Origin of the sequence: Acidimicrobium ferrooxidans DSM 10331 (assembly GCF_000023265.1) — a bacterium.
GTDB lineage: Bacteria > Actinomycetota > Acidimicrobiia > Acidimicrobiales > Acidimicrobiaceae > Acidimicrobium > Acidimicrobium ferrooxidans.
This window is the reverse complement of sequence record NC_013124.1, coordinates 341,692-360,730: the sequence shown is the minus strand read 5'-3', so window position 1 is coordinate 360,730 and position 19,039 is coordinate 341,692. Positions and strand designations below refer to the sequence as shown.

The 19,039-nt window shown below is 68.9% G+C and carries 21 protein-coding genes; 5 read left to right on the top strand and 16 right to left on the bottom strand.

The features are described from left to right. Positions 1–2: 2 nt before the first annotated feature. Genes AFER_RS01810 through AFER_RS01790 form a run of 5 tightly spaced genes read right to left on the bottom strand, consistent with a single transcriptional unit; the run spans position 3 to position 4,319 of the window. Positions 3–869 (bottom strand): histidinol-phosphatase, encoded by an 867-nt coding sequence (locus tag AFER_RS01810; RefSeq protein ID WP_015797820.1) that lies wholly within the window; start codon positions 867–869, stop codon positions 3–5. 11 nt (positions 870–880) lie between these two features. Then, complete coding sequence (locus AFER_RS10745; protein WP_015797819.1) at positions 881–2,008, bottom strand: ArsA family ATPase; 1,128 nt, start codon at positions 2,006–2,008, stop codon at positions 881–883. Next, the gene (locus AFER_RS01800) at positions 2,005–2,925 is read right to left on the bottom strand and encodes an ArsA family ATPase (protein WP_015797818.1); all 921 of its coding nucleotides are present in this window, start codon (positions 2,923–2,925) and stop codon (positions 2,005–2,007) included. The genes AFER_RS10745 and AFER_RS01800 overlap by 4 nt, the downstream gene beginning before the upstream one ends. A 12-nt stretch (positions 2,926–2,937) precedes the next feature. Continuing rightward, positions 2,938–3,171, bottom strand: a complete 234-nt coding sequence (locus tag AFER_RS01795; RefSeq protein WP_015797817.1) for a DUF3107 family protein — start codon at positions 3,169–3,171, stop codon at positions 2,938–2,940. A 38-nt stretch (positions 3,172–3,209) separates the two neighbouring features. Then, the gene (locus AFER_RS01790; RefSeq protein WP_015797816.1) at positions 3,210–4,319 is read right to left on the bottom strand and encodes an Mrp/NBP35 family ATP-binding protein; all 1,110 of its coding nucleotides are present in this window, start codon (positions 4,317–4,319) and stop codon (positions 3,210–3,212) included. 94 nt (positions 4,320–4,413) lie between these two features. On the opposite strand from AFER_RS01790, the gene AFER_RS01785 reads away from it, so the two are divergent. The 5 genes from AFER_RS01785 to AFER_RS12205 all read left to right on the top strand — a co-directional run bounded on the left by AFER_RS01785 (position 4,414) and on the right by AFER_RS12205 (position 9,083). Next, positions 4,414–5,151, top strand: a complete 738-nt coding sequence (locus AFER_RS01785) for a helix-turn-helix transcriptional regulator (protein WP_015797815.1) — start codon at positions 4,414–4,416, stop codon at positions 5,149–5,151. 590 nt (positions 5,152–5,741) lie between these two features. Further along, on the top strand, positions 5,742–6,650 hold the full coding sequence (locus AFER_RS01775; RefSeq protein ID WP_015797814.1) for an ABC transporter ATP-binding protein: 909 nt from the start codon (positions 5,742–5,744) through the stop codon (positions 6,648–6,650). Beyond that, a complete protein-coding gene (locus AFER_RS01770) occupies positions 6,647–7,432 on the top strand; it encodes an ABC transporter permease (protein WP_015797813.1) in 786 nt (261 codons plus the stop codon). Before AFER_RS01775 ends, AFER_RS01770 begins: the two co-directional genes overlap by 4 nt. Further along, positions 7,429–8,502, top strand: coding sequence for a sensor histidine kinase (locus AFER_RS12210; RefSeq protein WP_015797812.1), 1,074 nt, complete (start codon positions 7,429–7,431; stop codon positions 8,500–8,502). The genes AFER_RS01770 and AFER_RS12210 overlap by 4 nt, the downstream gene beginning before the upstream one ends. A gap of 92 nt (positions 8,503–8,594) precedes the next feature. Then, positions 8,595–9,083, top strand: a complete 489-nt coding sequence (locus AFER_RS12205) for a response regulator transcription factor (RefSeq protein WP_171788930.1) — start codon at positions 8,595–8,597, stop codon at positions 9,081–9,083. A 173-nt stretch (positions 9,084–9,256) separates the two neighbouring features. On the opposite strand, the gene AFER_RS01755 is transcribed toward AFER_RS12205, so the two are convergent. The 11 genes from AFER_RS01755 to gmd all read right to left on the bottom strand — a co-directional run bounded on the left by AFER_RS01755 (position 9,257) and on the right by gmd (position 18,901). After that, the gene (locus AFER_RS01755; protein WP_015797810.1) at positions 9,257–10,783 is read right to left on the bottom strand and encodes an MFS transporter; all 1,527 of its coding nucleotides are present in this window, start codon (positions 10,781–10,783) and stop codon (positions 9,257–9,259) included. Positions 10,784–10,923: 140 nt separating this feature from the next. Continuing rightward, positions 10,924–11,541 (bottom strand): sulfite oxidase-like oxidoreductase, encoded by a 618-nt coding sequence (locus tag AFER_RS01750; protein ID WP_015797809.1) that lies wholly within the window; start codon positions 11,539–11,541, stop codon positions 10,924–10,926. Positions 11,542–11,665: 124 nt separating this feature from the next. Then, positions 11,666–12,751: a cytochrome c-type biogenesis protein CcmH gene (locus tag AFER_RS10740; RefSeq protein ID WP_015797808.1), complete on the bottom strand. Its 1,086-nt coding sequence runs from the start codon at positions 12,749–12,751 to the stop codon at positions 11,666–11,668. Further along, entirely contained in the window at positions 12,748–13,290 is a 543-nt protein-coding gene (locus tag AFER_RS01740; protein ID WP_015797807.1) for a redoxin domain-containing protein, read from the bottom strand. The genes AFER_RS10740 and AFER_RS01740 overlap by 4 nt, the downstream gene beginning before the upstream one ends. Beyond that, complete coding sequence (locus AFER_RS01735; RefSeq protein ID WP_015797806.1) at positions 13,283–15,265, bottom strand: heme lyase CcmF/NrfE family subunit; 1,983 nt, start codon at positions 15,263–15,265, stop codon at positions 13,283–13,285. The genes AFER_RS01740 and AFER_RS01735 overlap by 8 nt, the downstream gene beginning before the upstream one ends. After that, a complete protein-coding gene (locus tag AFER_RS01730) occupies positions 15,262–15,750 on the bottom strand; it encodes a cytochrome c maturation protein CcmE (protein WP_015797805.1) in 489 nt (162 codons plus the stop codon). Before AFER_RS01730 ends, AFER_RS01735 begins: the two co-directional genes overlap by 4 nt. After that, positions 15,743–15,880 carry a hypothetical protein gene (locus tag AFER_RS12200; RefSeq protein WP_015797804.1) on the bottom strand — a complete coding sequence of 46 codons (138 nt, stop codon included), beginning with the start codon at positions 15,878–15,880 and terminating at the stop codon, positions 15,743–15,745. The genes AFER_RS01730 and AFER_RS12200 overlap by 8 nt, the downstream gene beginning before the upstream one ends. Beyond that, positions 15,877–16,611 carry a cytochrome c biogenesis protein CcsA gene (gene ccsA / locus AFER_RS01725; protein ID WP_015797803.1) on the bottom strand — a complete coding sequence of 245 codons (735 nt, stop codon included), beginning with the start codon at positions 16,609–16,611 and terminating at the stop codon, positions 15,877–15,879. The genes AFER_RS12200 and ccsA overlap by 4 nt, the downstream gene beginning before the upstream one ends. A 3-nt stretch (positions 16,612–16,614) precedes the next feature. Beyond that, entirely contained in the window at positions 16,615–17,280 is a 666-nt protein-coding gene (locus AFER_RS01720; RefSeq protein WP_015797802.1) for a heme exporter protein CcmB, read from the bottom strand. After that, positions 17,274–17,927 (bottom strand): heme ABC exporter ATP-binding protein CcmA, encoded by a 654-nt coding sequence (gene ccmA / locus AFER_RS01715; protein WP_015797801.1) that lies wholly within the window; start codon positions 17,925–17,927, stop codon positions 17,274–17,276. Before ccmA ends, AFER_RS01720 begins: the two co-directional genes overlap by 7 nt. Positions 17,928–17,932: 5 nt before the next feature. Beyond that, positions 17,933–18,901, bottom strand: coding sequence for a GDP-mannose 4,6-dehydratase (gene gmd / locus AFER_RS01710; protein ID WP_015797800.1), 969 nt, complete (start codon positions 18,899–18,901; stop codon positions 17,933–17,935). Between the last annotated feature and the right edge of the window lie 138 nt (positions 18,902–19,039).

The window sequence follows — 19,039 nt, the reverse complement described above, 5'->3', positions numbered from 1 at the left end:
GCCTAGAGGAGTGCCGACTGACGCCGCCGCGCCCGGAAGGCTGCGAGCTCGCTCACGCCTGCCGCCTCGAGCGTGGCTCGCAGCTGGCTCGATCGATCGGCCACGTCTCCGAGCCCATGGGCATCCGACGCCGTCGTCAATGGCACGCCCGCCGCCACGAACCGAGCGAGGAGCGACGGCGACGGGTAGATCTCGCCGACGGGCTTGCGCGCACCGGCCGAGGACACCTCGGCAACCATGCCGGACGCACGCGCCGCCTCGGCCATACGCGCCTCGTACTCGTCGGGCACCTCCGGTCGGTGACCGGCGACCTTGATGAGGTCCGGGTGAGCGAGCACGTCGACCGCGCCGCTCGCAGCCAGCTCCTCGAGGCTTCGGGTGTAGGCCGCCCAGGCGGGCTCGACGCCGACGCGCTCCCACTCGGCCATCATGATGGGGTCGGAGAGGTGGTCGAAGGCCCAGGCACCGACCCAGTGCACCGACCCCAGCAGCACGTCGAAGGGGTAGCCGGCAAGGAGCGCCGCGACACGGTCCATGGCGCCCTCGTAGTAGTCGACCTCCAGACCAAGGACGACCGGCAAGCCCTCGCGCTTGGCCGCAAGCACCGTCTCGACGTAGGCGTCGAGATCCGCCCGGGAGTTCTCCTCCCAGTAGCGCTCCATCTCGGCGCGCACCGGCGAATCCGGGTAGCGCCGGAAGAAGCCACCGACCGCCGAGCCAGCCTGGCGAAATCGGTAGAAGTGCTCCGTGATCGCGATCTCGTCGACACCGCGACCCTGTGCGCGTTCACAGAACGCAGCAAGCTCCTCGATGACGACGTCGCGATCGCGCTCACCATGGGGCCACAGGTGCAGGTGGTAGTCGATCACCGCCGCCCATGCTACTCGTGCTCGGAGGTGACCCCTCGGATCCTCGCGGTTGCGATGAGCGACCACAGGGCCTCTGGAGAGGTCAACGCTGCATCGGTCAGCGGCAACTCGAGGCTGCCCGCTCCCTCGGGAGCCCGGGCAGCCCAGGCACCCTCGAGCTCCGCATAGAGGCCGGCGAGCTCGGCAGCGACGCGTGCGGCCGCCCCGTCGTCTCCGAGTTCGCGGCCCAGCACCTCGATGCCCTCGGGGCTGCGCAACCACCCGAGGGCTTGCTCGGCCGCCGGGGAGAAGTCCTCGGGCGGCCAGCACCGATTCACGATCCGAACGGCGACACGCAGTCCGCGATCGAGCAGGGCGGCCTCGAGCCGGTCTGCCTCTCTCGTGGAGGGACCGAGCGGCGTCGACACGATAGCGAAGCCGGTCTCGGGAGCGACGAGGACCTGTTCGAGTCGCCGAGAGCGCTCGGTGAGCGGCTCGGCAAGGGTCGCAAAATCGGCGAAGAACTCCGTCACGTCCTCGAGGAAGGCCGAGCCGAGCACCGCCTCGGCGACCACGAAGAACGGGCGTGCCGCGAGCGAGAACGCTCGCGCACGCCGCGGCAACGTCAGGAGCTTCAGGAGCGCCGAGCGAAAGAACTCGATCAGCCGGCGAGGCGCATCGAGGATGTCGAGCGCGTTGCGCGACGGCGGGGTGTCGACGATGACGAGATCCCAGGAACCGCCCTCCAGGACCTCGGCGAGGACCTCGACCGCCGCGTAATCGTAGGACCCGATGAAGCGCGACGACAGGTGTTCGTAGATGGGGCTCGCGAGCAGGCGATCGCGCACTTCGTCAGTCGGGGCCCAGCGCCGGATGATCCCATCCCACGTCCGCTTCATGTCGATGCTCGCCGCTTCGAGCCGCCCCTTGGCGCCGAGTCCCTCGAGCGGCACCCGCACGGGACGCAAATCGAGATGGTCGAGACCGAGTGCGCTCTGAAGACGCTTGGCCGGATCCACGGTGATGACGAGGACGCTCACGTCGAGCTCGACAGCGGTCGCGATCGCAAGGCCCGCGCCAACCGTGGTCTTGCCCACGCCACCAGCCCCGACGACGAACAAGCGCTCGAACGCCGTCACCGCACGAACGGCCTCGCTCACCACGTGAGCACCTCGAGCGCCTCAGCGAGTTCGTCGGCGAGGCGCGATGGTGGCACCGTCGCAAAAAGCTCTGGGAGCTCCCGAAGCGGAACGTCGGGGCCGAGCGCATCGGCGAACACTGCGCGGTTGCGAGCATGCTGCCGAGCAATGCCCTGGGAGAGACGAGCGGCACCGAGCACCGCGCCGAGTGCCGAAGGACCGCGGCCCGCGGTGCGCTCGAGCGCCTCGAGCTCCTCCTCGCTGAGCGTCACCGGCACGACGCGGTTGAGGAAGGCTCCGCCGAGGTGCACCGGCGTCTCGTCGCGCAGGCGATCGGCGAGCTCGAGGGCCTCCTCGACCGGCGTCTCCTCGGGCGTGGCCACGAGGACCGCCAGCGAGCGCGCCGGGTCCGAGAGGATCTCGAGCATCCAGGACGTCTGCCCCTGCACCAGTCCCCGCCCGATCAGCTCGCCGACCCCGGTCGTCACCCCGAGCTGCGACACCACATGCCCGCTGGCCGGAGGATCGACGATGACGAGGTCGTAGTGGTCCTCACGAATCTCGTAGCAGATCTTCCCGACGACGAGCAGCTCGCGAACACCCGGTGCCGCCGTGGCGACGAAGTCGAAGATGCGCCCGAGTCCAGGGAGTCGACCCATGAACGGGAGCTTCACCCAGATACGCAGGTACTCCTCGAGAGCAGCCTGCGTGTCCATCTCCATGACGAACAGGTTGCGCCGGGCCTCGACGGGCTCGAACCCCGCGTTCGCGACGCCGACCTGGGCCGCGAGATCTCCCTTCGCATCCACCTCGACGAGCAGCGTGCGCTGACCACGCGACGCCGCAAGCAGGCCGAGCGAGGCGGCCAGCGTCGTCTTGCCCACTCCCCCCTTGCCGGCGATGATCAGCAGCCGGCGGCGGAGCAGGTCAAAGCCCATGCGGATGATCGGCTAGGCCCGGAATCCAACCGACCGCTGGTTCCGATCCGGTCCGAGCTCGACGAAGGCGATCCGTTCTACAGGCACTCCGATACGTCGACCCCGCCGATCCTCGAGCCAGAGAACTCCCGTTCCGGCCTCGATGGCGGCATCGACGGCCTGGGCCACCGCAGCCTGGTCGCTCTCCTCGGCCAACTCCAGCTCGAGCTCACGCGGACTCTGAGCGATCCCGATCCGTACCTGCACGTATCCTCCTCGCATCGTGGCCGACCGGCCACTCTTCCTCAGCGCGTCTGCACGCGCAGATCGGCGCGGTAGCGCCGAGCAGCACCGAGCGACACGATACGCGCCGCAAGCTCGGTAATGGCTGCCGCCGCGGGGTCATCAGGACGCACCGCGACCACCGGCATCCCCTCGTCGCCACCGGCACGCAGACCCATCGTCAACGGGATCCGTCCAAGGACGGGGACCTCGAGGGCCGCCGCCAGCGCGTCACCACCGCCGGACCCGAAGATCGGGTAGTGCGTGCCGTCGTCGGCCACGAAGTCCGTCATGTTCTCGACGACGCCGCGCACGGGGAGCTTCAGCTTGCGGGCGGCGATCGCCGAGCGCTGTGCCACGCGCTGGGCGGCGGGCTGGGGAGTCGTCACCACGTAGATCTCGGCCCTCGGCAAGAACTCCTGCAGGCTCAGCGCTACATCGCCGGTCCCTGGCGGCATGTCCACCACGAGATAGTCGAGCTCGCCCCAGTACACATCGACGAGGAACTGCTGCAACGTCGAGTGCAGCATCGGACCACGCCAGATCACGGGCGTCGCATCGTCGACGAAGAAACCGAGCGAGATGACTCGCACGCCACGGATCCTCGGCGGCACGATCAGCTGCCCCACCACCCGCGGCGGACGCTCTTCGCCGAGCATCTTCGGCACCGAGAAGCCGTAGACGTCCGCGTCCAAGATCGCAGTGCGGTGGCCCAAGGCACTGAGCGCCAGGGCGAGATTGACCGACACCGACGACTTGCCGACGCCACCCTTGCCCGACGAGATGCCGAGCACGCGCGTGGGGCTCTCGGGACTCGCGAACGGCGCCTTGCGCGCCTCACGTGCTTCGCGAGCACTCGTCGACTCGAGACGAGCCGCGAGGGAGCTCAGGCCCTCCTCATCGAGAGGTTCGAGCATCAGCTGGACGCCGAGCGGTTCGAGACGCTGCCTTGCACTGCTGCGCAGCTGGTCCGTCACCTGCTCCGAGCCCGGCACGTAGCGCACGGTGACGCGCGGGGTTCGTGCGATGATGTCGACATCGACGAGTCCAAGGTCGACGAGTGGCTGGTCGAGGTCCGGGTCGGCGAGCTCCCCGAGTCGCTCGAGCACCTCCTCGGTCGTCACACGTGCCACAGTCCCTCCCACCACGTCGCTCAGCGATAAACTAGTCGCCGTTGGCCCTCGGTACGAGAACAGCCGTCTCGGCCAGCGAGTGCGAGGAGGCGTCGTGGAGCGCGGAACGGGCGTGTGGCTCACCCAGACGCTCGATGACCTCACGCGAGCCCTCGGTGACGGCACGCGACGCGCGATCTACCTCTGGGCGCGCGAGCAGCACGACGTGACCGCGTCGTCAGTGGCGGCACACTTCAACCTCCATCCGAACGTCGCACGACACCACCTCGATCGTCTCGTCGAGGCCGGCTACCTCGCCGTCGTCAGCCAGGGTGCTCGCCACCAGGTTGGTCGACCATCCAAGCGCTATCGGGCGGAGGGATCGCGAGCACCGTTCGAGGGCCTCGAGAGCCAGGTCGAACTCCTCGCCGCTCTCGTCGGAGGCCTGCTTGCCGAGGTCCCAGCCGACCGAGCGGCGAGGATCGCCTACGAGGTGGGACGCGCCCACGGCGCGGCGCTCGCGTCGACGGCCGTCAGTGAGAGCGCCTCTGGGGTCATGCGGGCCGTCGCGACCGCGCTTCGCCGAAGTGGTTTCGCCGCCGAAGCCGACGGCACGGAGACGATCCGCCAGCACGGCTGCCCGTTCGGCCTCCTCACCGAGCACTACCCCGCCCTCTGTGCGACCGAGCGAGGCATCCTCGACGGCCTCCTCGATGGGCTGGGTGATGGCACACTCGACGCCCGCCCGATCCGCGGCACGGCGGGCTCGTGCGAGGTACGGATGATGGCCCCTCCCCATCGCGCGAGCAGGGGCACCGTGACGGCCGACGGCGAGCGCGCCCAGACCGCCTGAGGGCCTCGCGACGGACCGTCGGTCCAAGTGAGCCTCGGGCCGAGAGCGCCCCTCTGCCTGCCGCGAGCGCCTTCTTGCAATGGATCGACCTCTTACCACGTGCTCCCTCGGTACGAGCCCAGGCTGGCTAGCCCCTGACACCGAGACCACTCGCACCGTGACGACCGCGTGGCGGGAGCGAGCTTGCATGGATCGCCGAGCAGCGCAACGACGGCGACCCACCCACCCGGGGTGGGTTGTCCTCAGTGGGTCAACGAAGGCTCGCTCGATGGAGCACGGTCGGTTGTCGTTCTCTGTGAGGCGCTTCGAGCTCTCGCCAGAGGGCACGGCTCCCGCGAGATCGAACGACGCCGGGCCACTCCTCGAACCTGGTCCGTGAGAGGACGTGTGGCCTGCGCGACTGCGCGGAGGCGGAGGCCCACCCAACCAGCGAGGCGCCGCTCGATCGACGACGCATCGACCGAGCTCAGAGAGTGCGGATCGTCGGCCATCAGTGAGGTCGAGCGGGTCGCGGCGCGTGACCGGTGTCACGCGATCTCGTGACGTCCGTCGTCACCGACACTCGGCCCCCAGGACCTACGTTGCCCAGCATGACGTCCCGAACGGCCGCGGTCGAGCTCCACAACGTCGTCCGCCGATACGGCAGCTTCACCGCACTCGACGGCGTGACCTTCAGCATCGAGTCGGAGGAGTCGGTCGCGCTCGTCGGCCCGAACGGCGCAGGCAAGACGACGACGATCGAGTGCCTGCTCGGCCTTGCCACGCCACAAGCGGGATCGGTGCGCCTCTTCGGCGAGCCCCCTCGACTCACTCGCCAAGCGCACGCCGTCGGCGTCCTCCTCGCCGATGCAGGTTTCCCCCCATCTGCACCGGTCGGTGCACTCCTCGACGCGCTCGGACGTATGCGCGGCGTCGACACCGCCCCGATGGCACGACGATTCGGCCTCACGCAGCTCGCTCGCACTCGCTTCGAGACGCTGTCACTCGGACAGCGCCAGCGCGTACGCCTCGCGATCGCGCTCGCGGGCACGCCCGAGCTGATCATCGCCGACGAGCCATCGACGGCACTCGACCTCGAGGCCCGCGCGACCCTGGCGACCGTCCTCGAGGATCATCGCAGCCGTGGCGGCGCGCTCCTCCTCGCGACGCACGACCTTGCCGAGGCGAGCACACTCGCCGATCGAGTGATCGTGCTCTCGCACGGACGTCTCATCGCCGACGCCACGCCTCGCGAGATCCGAGGGCGCTCCGGGTTCGCGCGGGTCAGCGCCACGCTCCGGGAGCAACCCGATGCCGACACCCTCGATCGCTACGGAGCCGCCGTGCTCGAGATCGAGCGCGACCGAACCACCTTCACAGCTACGGATGCCGATGGGCTGGCGCACGAACTGCTCCACCTCGGCGCGACTGCGCTCGAGATCGCCCCCGTCGGACTCGACGAGGCGATCCGCCGACTGCTGAACCTACAGCGCGATCCGACGACGGAGGAACACCCATGACCGCAATCGGCCACCGCTCCCCTCGCCCGAGTCTCGCTCGGGCGCGAGCCACCATCGAACTCGTCGTTCGGCACCAGACGCTGGCGCGGCGGAGTGCTCTGCTCATCGCCGTGGTCCCCGTGGTGCTGCTCGTGGTCTTCGCCGACCACGCTGCATACCGCCACACCGTCGTCGGCTCGGGCAACATCGTCGCCCTCGTCACGGCTCACCTCGCAGCCTACGTCGGCATCACCGCGATGACCGGCGCCGGGATCGCGGTCGCGGAGGATCGCCACCGTGGATGGCTCCGGACCCTCAGCACGGTTGGCGTCGCGCCGAGTCGCTGGTACTTTCTCGCTCGCGCCCTCGGCGCTCTCGTGCTTGGCGCCGCTGGCCTGCTCGTCCTCGACGGCATCGCGCTCTGGCTCGGAGCTCAGCTCCCGCTCGCGGACTGGCTCTGCGTGGATGGGGTCGCCCTGCTCGGCGGTGCCGTGTTTGCCCAGGGCGCGCTCGCGATCGGTGCGATCGGGAGCCCGACCACGGCGTCGCAGCTGGCGAGCGTCGCGGCTTTCGTCCTCGAGTTCGCAGGTGGAGTGTTCGTCCCGCTTTCCACATTGCCGGAGCTGGTACGCCAGATCGGCGTCGACACCCCTGCCGCCGCCATCGTCTCGATGGCTCTCACCCCGTTCTACGGCGCGAAGGCCATCGGCCATGCTGTCGTCGTCCTTGGCGCGTGGGAGCTCGCCTTCGCGATCGCGACCTTCATCGGCTACCATCGCGCTCGAGGAGAACGAGCAGGATGACCAGTCCAGCACCACGGGCAACGCGGAACCTCACCCTCACCTGGCTCCTTCTCGAGGGCGCGAACCTCGCCTTTGCGATGGCGATGCTGAACCGCACACGAGCATCGGCCGTCGCGTGGATCCTCGTCGCGGCCCTGATCGGGCTGCTCGTCGCGACGCTTCGGGCCGCTCGCCCGACGCTCGTGTGGACAACTCTCACCGTGGCGAGTGCGGCTTCGCTCATGGGCGTCGCGTCCGACCCCGCAGCACAGACGTCCCTGATGATCGTCGTGATCGCCACGGCGATCACGCTCCGAGGCCGATGGCGCAGCTATCTCGCCGCTGGCTTGCTCGCCGCCGTGACGCTCGCGATCGGCTGGACGCACAGTCCTGGCCTTGGCATCAACCTGGCCGTGAACGTCCTGCTCGCCGGTGTGGGCGCAACGGCCATGACGGACCTGGTCGGAGCACTGCACACCGTCGAGCGTCTCCGCGACGCCGATGTCGCCCGGGCGAGAGCCGACGAGCGGCTGCGCCTCGCCCGCGAGCTGCACGAGACCGCCGCACAGCACGTCGCCATCGCTCTTCGGTCCCTCGAGTACTCCGACCCACAGCACCAGCTCACCTCCGTCCACCGAGAACTCGCCGATGCGCTCGAATCGCTGCGACGGATCGACGAACCGCCACCTCCCAGCCGCCTCCTCGACGAGCTTGCACGAGCCCGCGAGCGGCTCGCGACGGCGTCGATCGCGACGACCTTCGACACCCACGGCATCCATGCCCTCGACCCGGCCACCGACGAGCATCTCGCATGGATCCTCCGAGAGGCGGTTGCCAACGTGATCCGCCACTCCGGCGCCACGACCGCGGCGATCTCGATCCGCTACGACCCCGAGAGCACTCGACTCACCCTCTCCGTGCACGACGACGGCGTGGGGCTGCACGGTGCGCCTGGTGCGGGCCTGCGCGCCGTCGAGGCGCACGCAGCCGCCATCGGAGCACGCTGGAGCCTCGGTTCAGAACCGCCCGGTACATGGCTTCGCCTGGAGCGGACGCAGTCGAGCGAGGAGATAGTCCCACGATCCCTCTGATCCTCATCGACGACCACGAACTGCTCACCAGCGCACTCGCGTCGCTCCTCGAGGGCACTGGCCAGTTCACCATTGTCACGACCTCGGTCACCATGCCTGGCCCTCACGACGACACGGTGACGACCGCAGCGCTCTGGGTGGTTGACCTCGACGTTCCCGGCGGAGGAGTCGAGGCCATTCGCGAACTCACCCAAGCCGGCTCTCGCGTGGTCGTGCTGAGCGCCTTTGCAACGAGCACACTGACCCTCGAGCTCCTTGCCGCTGGCGTCCGCGGAGTCCTCTCGAAGAGCATGCCGATCGACGCGCTCGCAGCCTCACTCGCCGCAGCGTGGGCAGGCAGCTGCGTCATCGATCCCCACATCGCCCCCGATTTGCGGCGGGGCCACGGCCCGCTCAGCGAACGGGAACTCCGCGTGCTCCGCGCCGCGAGCGACGGTGCTCCGATCGGCCAGGTAGCCCTCCGCGTCCACTTTGCCCCCGGCACCACGCGCAACATCCTGTCTGGGATCATCCACACGCTCGGCGTCGCCAATCGCCACGAAGCCGTCGCGGTCGCACGCGAGCGTGGCTGGATCGAGTGATGGTCACGCGCGCGGCGAAGCACTGGCGAGGGACGACGGTGCTCTCGCAGCCACCGCAGCCGGCCAGACGCCGTCCACGACGCACGTGACTCGGCGACGTCTGATTCGAGACGCGCATCAGCACACGCCCGCGCAGCGTCCCGCCCGATGTGTCGATCTCGCCGCCCACGAGGTCACAGCGTATCGACGGGCTCTGACGCCTGATGCTCCTCGAGCGTCTGCTCACGATCGTCGACTCGCCAGAGCACCGTGGTGGTCGCACCGAGAAGGCTGACGACGACCATCGCACCGACGACCGCGGCGGTCCCCCAATGAGCCGACACGACGGGGACGAGGAACACGCCGATCGTCGCTCCGACCTTGGCCATCGACGCGGCGAAGCCCGACCCGGTGCTGCGCAGCTGCGTCGGGAACAGTTCCGCGGGCAGGACGTAGGTCGTGCTGTTCGGCCCCACATTCATGAGGAAGTTGAAAGCCACGAAACCGACGAGCACGAACGCGACCCGGAGAACCGAGATCGTCACCTGCGTGCTCGCCAGAAGCACACCCATGCCGATCGCCATCCCGACGAAGCCGAGGATCTGCATGCGAAGACGCCCGAAGCGGGCGACGACGACGACGCCCACGGCAAAGCCCGCGAGGAGGAAGAGGTCGACGAAGCCCGTCCCGAGGGCGAGGCTCGCCGTGCGCGCTGGCAGGTTCGACGAGTGGGATCGCACCCCCAGCGTATCGAGGAGGACCGGCGTGAAGAGTCCGACACCGTAGGTCGCGATGTCCATCAAGAGCCACGGCACGGTCGTCAGGAGCGTACGACGACGATAGGCGGGGGCGAAGATGGAGCGAAACCGCGCCGCCTTGTCATCGTGCGGGATCCGTGCGACGTGCAGCGGCCGATCGCCGAGCCGCGCAGCGATCCCCTCGAACGCGCGTGCTCGACTCGGCACGAAGACCTCCATCGCGCGCAACGCCTCCCGGTTGCGACCGCGGGCCATCAGCCAGCGTGGGCTCTCGACGAGGTGCAGGCGCGCGAGCAGAAAGAAGGCTGCCACGAGCGCCTCGACGCCGAAGAAGAAGCGCCACACGCTCGGGGTCTGCACCTCGTGGACGAGTCCGAGGACGAGTGCAGCACCGAGCACCATCCCGACCGCCTGGTTCGCGATCGTCGCCACCAGGAAGTGCGCACGCGAAGCCTGAGGCATCGTCTCTGCGACGTAGCTCGACCCGGCGGGAAAATCGATACCCACGGCGATACCGACCCCACACTGAGCGACGACCAGCAACGGCGCGCTCCACGCGACCGAGCTCGCCACGGCCGCCACGATGAGGAGCAGCATGTCGGCGAGCATCACCGCGGTTCGCCCCACACGATCGGCGAGATGTCCACCGACGCTCGCCCCCACCGCAGCGCCAGCGACCAGGCCAGCTCCGAGCAGCGCGACCTCTACGGTACCGAGGTGCAGCTGATGTTCGGCGAGTGGCAGCGCCATGCCGATGATGGCCACGGACAAGCCATCGGCGAGCGTCCCGCCCGAGGCGATCCACCACGAGACGACGTGCTCGAGACCGAGCGGTGCCGTATCGAGTTCGCGCAGGAGGCTCGCATGATCCGGATGCACCGCGACGCCCGGAGCAAGAGTCGTCAAACCCACCTCGTCGCCGGGGTCGTCCAGCGGACCAGGCGACGACGCCGCACCCGCCATGGCAGCACCCTAGTACGCGGTCACGGCACGATCTCGCGGGGCGCACGCGCCAGAGAGCGGTGAGGAATCACGCGGCCTCGACCCTCGTGTGCCGGCCTCACGGCGCGATGCGAGCGCTCGGCTCTGTGCGATGGTCCGAACTACTCGTCCCAGTAGCGCTGTTCGCGCCACGGGTCACCATAGTTGTGGTAGCCGTTGCGCTCCCAGAAGCCGGGTCGGTCGGACTCGGTGAACTCGAGTCCGCGAACCCACTTCGCAGACTTCCAGAAGTAGAGGTGCGGGACGAGGAAGCGCACCGGGAAGCCGTGCTCCGGCTCGAGTGGCACGCCGTCGTAGTGGGTCGCGAGCATGGCAACGTGATCCCCGAGGAGATCGGCCAGGGGAAGATTGGTCGTGAAGCCGTGCTCCGCGTGCACGATGAGGTAGGCAGCGTCCTCGCTCGGTCGTACGAGCTCGACGATGCGCGAGAACGGCACACCGCGCCACCGCGTGTCGAACTTCGACCACTTCGTGACGCAGTGGATGTCGGTCGTGACGTCCTCGGTACCGAGCGCGAGGAGCTCATCGTACGACAGCGTCACAGGGGTCCCAACGCGGCCGAACACTCGCAGGTTCCACGCACCAAGGTCGTGATAGACCGGAACCTCGCCTGCGTGCAGGACCGGGAAGCGGTCGGTCATGTACTGCCCTGGCGGCAGACGACTCGGGTCGATGCCCCGCTCGATGAGCTCGGTGCGCTTGCGATCGAAGAACCCCACTCGAACCTCCTGACAGCAGCCGTACCGTAGCAACCACGAGGCGGCCACCGGGCTTCCCAGGGAGGAAGCGGAGCCCCGGCGAGCCAGCCCGACCACCACATCGGCCCGCACGCAGATGCGGCGATCAACCTCGGCTTCGGAACGGCGCCGGTACGGCGAGGTGCGCCGCCGAGTAGATCGGCACCGCGAGCGGCGAGGCCTCGAGCGAGAGCTTCGAGCTCGGTGCATCCGCCAGGTACGCACGAAGACGCGCAAGGGCTCCGGCGGTCTCGTGACGGCCGTAGAACAGTCCGAACCCATCGAACAGCTGCGCGACGGCGACGTGCGGCCCGAGCTGCGCCGCCTCATCGAGCATCGCGAGCGCCGCCGCACGCGCCCTACTCGAGTGCGCCGTGTTGAAGCGCAGCCAGCCCTCGTAGGCGAGCGCCGTCGGATTCGTCGGCGCGAGCTCGAGCGCAGCCTCGAAGGCTCGCTCGGCCTGAGCAGATGCCCCCACGGCCGCCAACGTCTCCCCGAGGCGCAGATCCTCACCGAGGGTCGCTGTCGTGTGAGCCGTGCCGCCCGACCCGCCGATGGCGACCCCGACACCAACCCCGGCTGCGACCAGCATGAGTCCGCCCCCGACGAGGGCCGCCCACTTCGGCACCGCCAACCGACGCGGCCGAGCGCGGCGCTCATCCTCACCGGACGGAGCCGCGGCCACGGCCGTCGGCGAGAGCGCCAACCCGACCCCGCCGCCGGTACGCCTCGATGGCTGCGGTGCCGGCTCGTCCGCGTCGGTGCCGAGACGGCCGCCAGAGAGCTCCTCCGGATCGCGATGACGGCGCGCCCCGCGCACCAGCTCCCATGCGATGCCAGCCCCGACCGCCACGGGCAGCAACCACAAGTAGAGGCCGAGCCCGTTGGCCGGTGGCGCCATCAGCACCGCGTCACCGTAGGTCGCGACGAGTTGATCGAGAATCTGCTGGTTCGATGCGCCGGCCGCAACCTCGTGGCGAATGAATGCCGCCATGGAGTAGGCCTCGGCGCTCTTCGACTGGGCAACGTCGAGCTCTCCGCAGCTCAGGCACCGGACCTCCCGCTCCAAGGAGGCGATCCGAGCAGCAGGCGACGCCGCCGACGGCTGCTCGACGAGCGCGACGAGCACGGCCCCGAGGGCCACCGCGGCGAGCAGGAACCAGGCCACCGCGATGCGACGGGTCCGCGTCACGCCCCGTACCCCTTCGCCTCGGCGAGGCGCACGAGCGCCTCCACTTCGATCGCCTTGAGCGGCCCGACGATGCGAGCGATGACCTCGCCACTCGGTGAGACGAGGAAGCTCTCCGGTGGCGCCGACACTCCCCATCGCAGTGCGCGCTGCCCGCTCGCGTCCACGATGACCGGGAAGTGCGCGTCGAAGTGCGCGAGGAACGAACGGGCCGAACCGTTCGTGTCGTCGAAGTCCACGCCGAGCACACGTACTCCCGAGCCCCGAGCGAGGTCGACGAGCTGGCGCTCTTCGGTGGCACAGGTGGAGCACCAGCTCGCGAAGTAGTTCACGAGGACGTAGCGACCGCGCATCGCAGCGAGCGACACCGACCCCGAGCCCCACAGCGAGGGGCCTGCCAATCGGGGAGCCGGCTTGTAGAGCAGCGGGGAGGGTGCCTGGATCTCGCTGGCCGGAGCCGCGCGGGCAGCGAGCCAGGTGAAGCCGCCGACGAGCGCGAGGGCCCCGATCCCGAACGCGACCACTGGCCGACGCCTACGCATCCGCACCCACCACACTCGGCACCGGCGCCTCCGGGCGCTCCGAAGGACGTCGTCCGGACGGTTCGAGCCGGATCCCCACCACCGCGAGCACACCACCGAACGCGATGGTCGCAGCCCCGAGCCACAGCCAGAAGATGAGCGGCTGGACCACGACGCCGAGCGTGATCGGTGAGGACGAGGTGCTCGGGGGCGCGTCGATGGTCAGATAGACGTCGCGCAGCGGAGAGACCGCGACGGCGGGCGTTCCCACCGGTGTCGTGTAGGTCCCGAACTGCGTGATAGCCGGGTAGTAGCGCCCCTGGCCGTCGACGACGACCTCGGCCTCGAACGAAGTCTTCTGCGGGGTCACCACCGTGCGCACGCCCTCGTAGGTCAGACGCTGGCCGTAGACGCTCACGGTGTGGCCGCGTGCGATGCGCACCTCGCCCTGGTGGCCGAAGGTCGTCGCCGATGCCATGCCGACCGCGACGATCGCGACGCCGATGTGGACGATCATCCCGGCCACCTGCCGAGACGCGACCGCGCGAAGCCGACGACCGCGGGGGCGCGCCGCCAACTGTCGTGCCACTGCGGCAACGGTGCTGACGAGCACGAAGGCGGCGAGCGACCACGCGCCAAGCGTTGCGAGCGATCGAACCCCGGCTGCGACGGCGACGACCAGCACCACCACCGCGAGGGCAGCCGGGGCGAGGGTGCGCGAACCGAGTTCGTCGAGATGGGCGCCCTGCCACCTCGACCAGGGGGCGAGCGCCATCAGGGCCAACGCGACGAGCGACAAGGGCACCACGAAGCGATCGAAGAAAGGCGCACCGACGTTCACGCTCGCATGGCTCACCTGGTAGTCGATGAGCGGGAAGATGGTGCCCGCGAGGACCACCACCGCGACCAGCGCAAGGAGCGCCGCGTTGATGCCGAGCAGCGTCCCGCGTGCCCCGTTCGGTCGCGCTCCTGGCTGCGTGAGCACATCGGCGCGCGCGAGCGCGACCACCACCGCGCCGACGACCACGAGGCCAAAGAACACGAGCAGTACCGTCCCGAGGCTCGAGTCCGAGAAGGCGTGCACACTCTCGAGGACGCCCGAACGCGTGATGTAGGTGGTGAAGATCGTCATCGCGGCGGCGGCGGCGACGAGACCATACCCAGCAGCACTCAAGCGGCGACGACGCCGTTCGCCGACGGCGACGTGGAGGTAGGCGGCCATGATCAGCCAGGGCAAGAGCGCAGCGTTCTCGACGGGATCCCACGCCCAGTACCCGCCCCACCCGAGCACCTGGTAGGACCACCACGCCCCCAAGGTAATGCCGATGCCGAGCGCGACCCAGGAGATCAACGACCAGTTGCGGATGCGCCGGAGCCACGCGTCGTCCAGGTGGCGATGCCAGAGCGAAGCCGTCGCGAGCGCGAACGGGACGCTCATGCCCACGAGACCCGCGTAGAGCATCGGTGGGTGGATGAGCACGAGCGGATACTGCTGCAACAGTGGGTTCGGGCCCTGCCCATCGACCGGAATGACCCCGCTCACGAGTGCGAACGGACTCGCGGCGAACAGGATCACCCCGACGAAGAACGCTTCGATCACACCCAGGATCGCCAGCGCGGTCGCGCCGACCACCCAGTCGTCCTCATGACGGAGCACCCAGGCGAGCCCGAGGAGATACACCCCCCCGACCAGAGCCCAGAGCAACAGCGAACCTTGGAGCGCCGACCACATCCCCGAGATCGAGAAGATGAGGGGGGTCTCCCTCGAGTTGTTCTGGACCACGTAACTCAGCGCAAAGTCGTGTGTGACCAGGGCATCTTCGAGCGCCGCGACCGATGCCACCACAGCCGCCACCCCGACCACGAGCAGCCGAAGGCCCACGTCGCGCCAGAGTCGCCTCCGCCGCCAGAGTGCAACGGCGAGCGCAACCGTCCCTGCGACCTCGAACACGAAGGCAACGACGAGTCCCGCCGTACCAAGGACCGCCTGCGTCACGGCTTGTAGGTCCCTCCGGCATCAGCGATGCGGTTGGGGTGCGCGGCCACGTACGACGAGGTGTGCTTGACCATGATCAGGTTCGAGACGAACGTCGAACCCTCGAAGTGACCTTGGACCACCACCGGGATGGAGGGCTGGAACAGCTGGGGCGGGTTCCCGATCTCGACGACCCGAGCGACCGCACGGTCGTAGCGGAGGGCAAAATCGACCCCCTCGGGTGTCGACTGGATGGAGCCGGGCACAACGATGCCCTCCATGCGGAAGGTCTGGCCGGCCAGCGTGGCGCGCTTGGCGAGCGCCTGCGGGACCGTGAGGTAGTACTCGAGCGCGCTCTTGGCGCCCATGGCCAGCACGACCACGAGCGCGACGAGGATCGCTGCGAACAGGACCAACGACTGGAGCATCCGCCGACGCGTCCGACGAGCGCTCGGGACCGTCTTCCACTCGTCGCGACCGTCGAGCGTGCTCGGCGCACTAGCCACGGCGTTGCCTCGTCACGGAGAGTTCGCGTTCACGACGCCGTACGCGCGTCGTCAAGGCGGCGATCCACACCGCGTAGCCACCCAGACCGAGCGCGACCGCGAGATACCCGGCCTCCACGTAGCCGTTCACGAGCCCGCCTCCACGGCCTCGAGGCGCTCGGCGAGGGCCTGCTCGACCTCGGCCTCCTCGAGCACGCGCTGGCGCCGCGCGAGGTCGAACCGTGCCCACACCATCCAGATCCATACCAACGTGAACGACACGAAACTTACGGCCAGCGCCACGGCCATGATCCCGTGGACCTCGACTGCGTTCGTCGGTCCAACGGTCAAGGTGGGACGCTGATGGAGCGTGTGCCACCAGTACACCGACTGGTTCACGATGGGCACGTCGATGAAGGCGATCAACGCCCAGATCGCCGAGCGCTTCGCACGACGCTCTTCGTCCATCGGAATTCGACGCAGCGCGAGATACCCGAGATACAGCAGGAACAGCACGGCGGTCGCGGTCAACAGGGCATCCCACGTCCACCACACGCCCCAGGTCGGTCGACCCCAGATGGAGCCGGTCACGAGCGTGAGCCCGGTGAAGACGACGCCGGCCTCGGCCGAGGCAGCGGCGAGCAGGTCCCACTCAGGCCGACGGGTCCTCGGCCACAGATAGAGCGCACTCGCGAGCGTCGTCACGCCAAAGGCCAAGAAGGCGACCCACGCCATCGACGGGTGCACGTAGAGCAACCGAACCAGGTTGCCGAAGAACTCCGCGGGCGGCGTGGCCACGAGGCCGAGCCAGGCGGTGAGCGCCACACCAGCCAGCGCGCCAAGACCCACCACTCGTCGCACCATCGATGCGCGTTGTCTCACGACTCACCCCTCCAGGACGACACCGTATACAAGCATGCCAACGATCAGGTAGATACATGAAAACGCGACGAGGACCTCGACCCAGGGAGTTGCCAGGGAAGCGTGGTGAGCGAGTCCCTCGCTCCACACGGTCGCAGCAGCCAGCAGCACGGGGCTCACCACCGGCAGCGTGAGCAGCGGCAGCAGGCTCTCGGCTGCACGCTCCCCGGTCGCGAGCTGGGCGAGCACGACCCCGACCGCCGCGACCCCGAGATCGGCGAGCAGCGCAGCCGCCGCAAGCAGGAGAGGGTGACCGAGCGGGGCGCTGAAGAGAATGGCGGCCGCGGCGGCGGTGACGACCTCGATCACGACGCCCCAGGTCGCGACGGCAAGCACCTTGCCGAGGTACACGCCAGCGCGGGGCACATCCATGAGACGCCACAGCTCGCCCGCACCCGCCTCTGCCTCGATCGCCGCACCGCGCGCAACGGCGAGGGTCATACCGAAGAAGACGCTGACCCAGTACAGCCCGGGGAGGGCGGCTCGAAGGAGCGGGTCGTCGGCGCCGAGCCCGAACCCAAAAAGCACCACGATGACCAGCGTGACCGGCACCACCTGGTTGAGCAGGACGCGAGTTCGCCACTCGATCCCAAGGTCCTTGCGCCACACCGCGACCGCGACCTTCAGCACGAGGGTAGCTCCTTGGGATGACCCCCGCTCAAGCGGTAGCGACGCGTCGCGACCGAACGAACCCGCTCCGCCTCGTGGCTCGCGAGGATCACGGTGCGACCTTGGGCGCCAGCGTCTGCGAGGAGCGCATCGAGCAGTTCCTTGCCCTCGGGATCGAGGGCAGCGTGCGGCTCGTCGAGCAGGAGCAACTCAGCAGGTCGAGCCAGCGTCGCGGCGAGCGCGACCTTGCGCCGCTGGCCGGCCGAGAGCTGTCGCATGCGCCGCCCTCGCTCGCGTCGGCCGACCGCAAGCTGGTCGCAGAGGCCCCGGGCGCGTTCGGCATCGATGACGCCGAGCCGTCCGAGGAAAGCGATGTTCTCCTCGGCGCTCAGATCCTCGTACAGCATGGCCTGGTGCCCGAGGTAGGTCGCCGCGCGACGCACGCTCGCGACGTCCTTGGCAGGGTCGAGGCCGAACACGGCCACCTCGCCCTCGGACGCGCCAACCAGCCCCACGAGGAGCCGCAGCAGCGTCGTCTTGCCGGATCCGTTCGGCCCTTCGAGCACGACGACTTCGCCTTCGAAGGCGTCGAAGTCGGCACGAGCCAGTGCAGGGAACCGACCGAGCAGGACGGTCACACCCCGCAGCCGAACGACCCTGCGGGCCATGGCGCCTACTTCAGCGTCGAGCCGACGAGCTCGAGGTCCGCCCGGACCATCATCTCGATCAGCGCGTCGAAACTCACGGTGGGCTCCCAACCCAACCGGCGTCGCGCGTGGCTCGCATCGCCGACCAACAGATCGACCTCGGCCGGACGCATGAACCGCTCGTCCACCGTGACGTAGCGCTCCCAATCGAGATCGGCGACGGCGAACGCGCGCTCGCAGAGTTCTCGAACCGAATGGGTCGATCCCGTCGCGATGACGTAGTCGTCTGGCTCGGGCTGCTGGAGCATCAACCACATCGCACGGACATAGTCGCCCGCAAAACCCCAGTCGCGCTGCGCGTCGAGGTTGCCGAGTCGCAGCTCGTGGGCCAGGCCATGGGCGATCCGTGCGACCCCGAACGTCACCTTTCGCGTCACGAACTCGAGGCCGCGGCGTGGAGACTCATGGTTGAACAAGATCCCAGAGCTCGCGTGCATGCCGTAGCTCTCGCGGTAGTTGACGGTGATCCAGTGGCCATAGACCTTGGCGACACCGTACGGACTGCGCGGATAGAAGGGCGTGGTCTCGCGCTGGGGCGTCTCGACGACCTTGCCGAACATCTCCGACGTCGACGCCTGGTAGAACCTGATCTCGGGGTTGACCACCCGGATCGCGTCGAGCAGCCTCGTGACACCAAGGGCAGTGGTCTCGCCGGTCAGCACAGGCTGACCGAACGACGTCTGCACGAACGACTGCGCAGCGAGGTTGTAGACCTCCTCTGGCTCGTAGCGACGCAAGACGGCGAGCAGGCTCGCCTCGTCGAGCAAGTCCCCGGGCTCGAGGATGACGTCGTCTTGGATGTGCGCGATGCGCTCGAAGTTCAGCGTCGACGAACGCCGGTGCATACCGACGACGCGATAGCCTTCGGCGAGCAAGAGCTCGGCGAGGTACGAGCCGTCCTGTCCAGTGATCCCGGTGACGAGTGCTGTCTTCACGGACCCCGAGCCTAGGCGCGCAGAGGTCCGGGCACTCTGGGCTCAGGGCGCGGCAGAAGGACGACAGCGCACGCGCACGACGAGACGCGGCGTGCCAACCTGGCTAGTGTCGAGGGCCACCGAGGAGGCGTTGCGTTC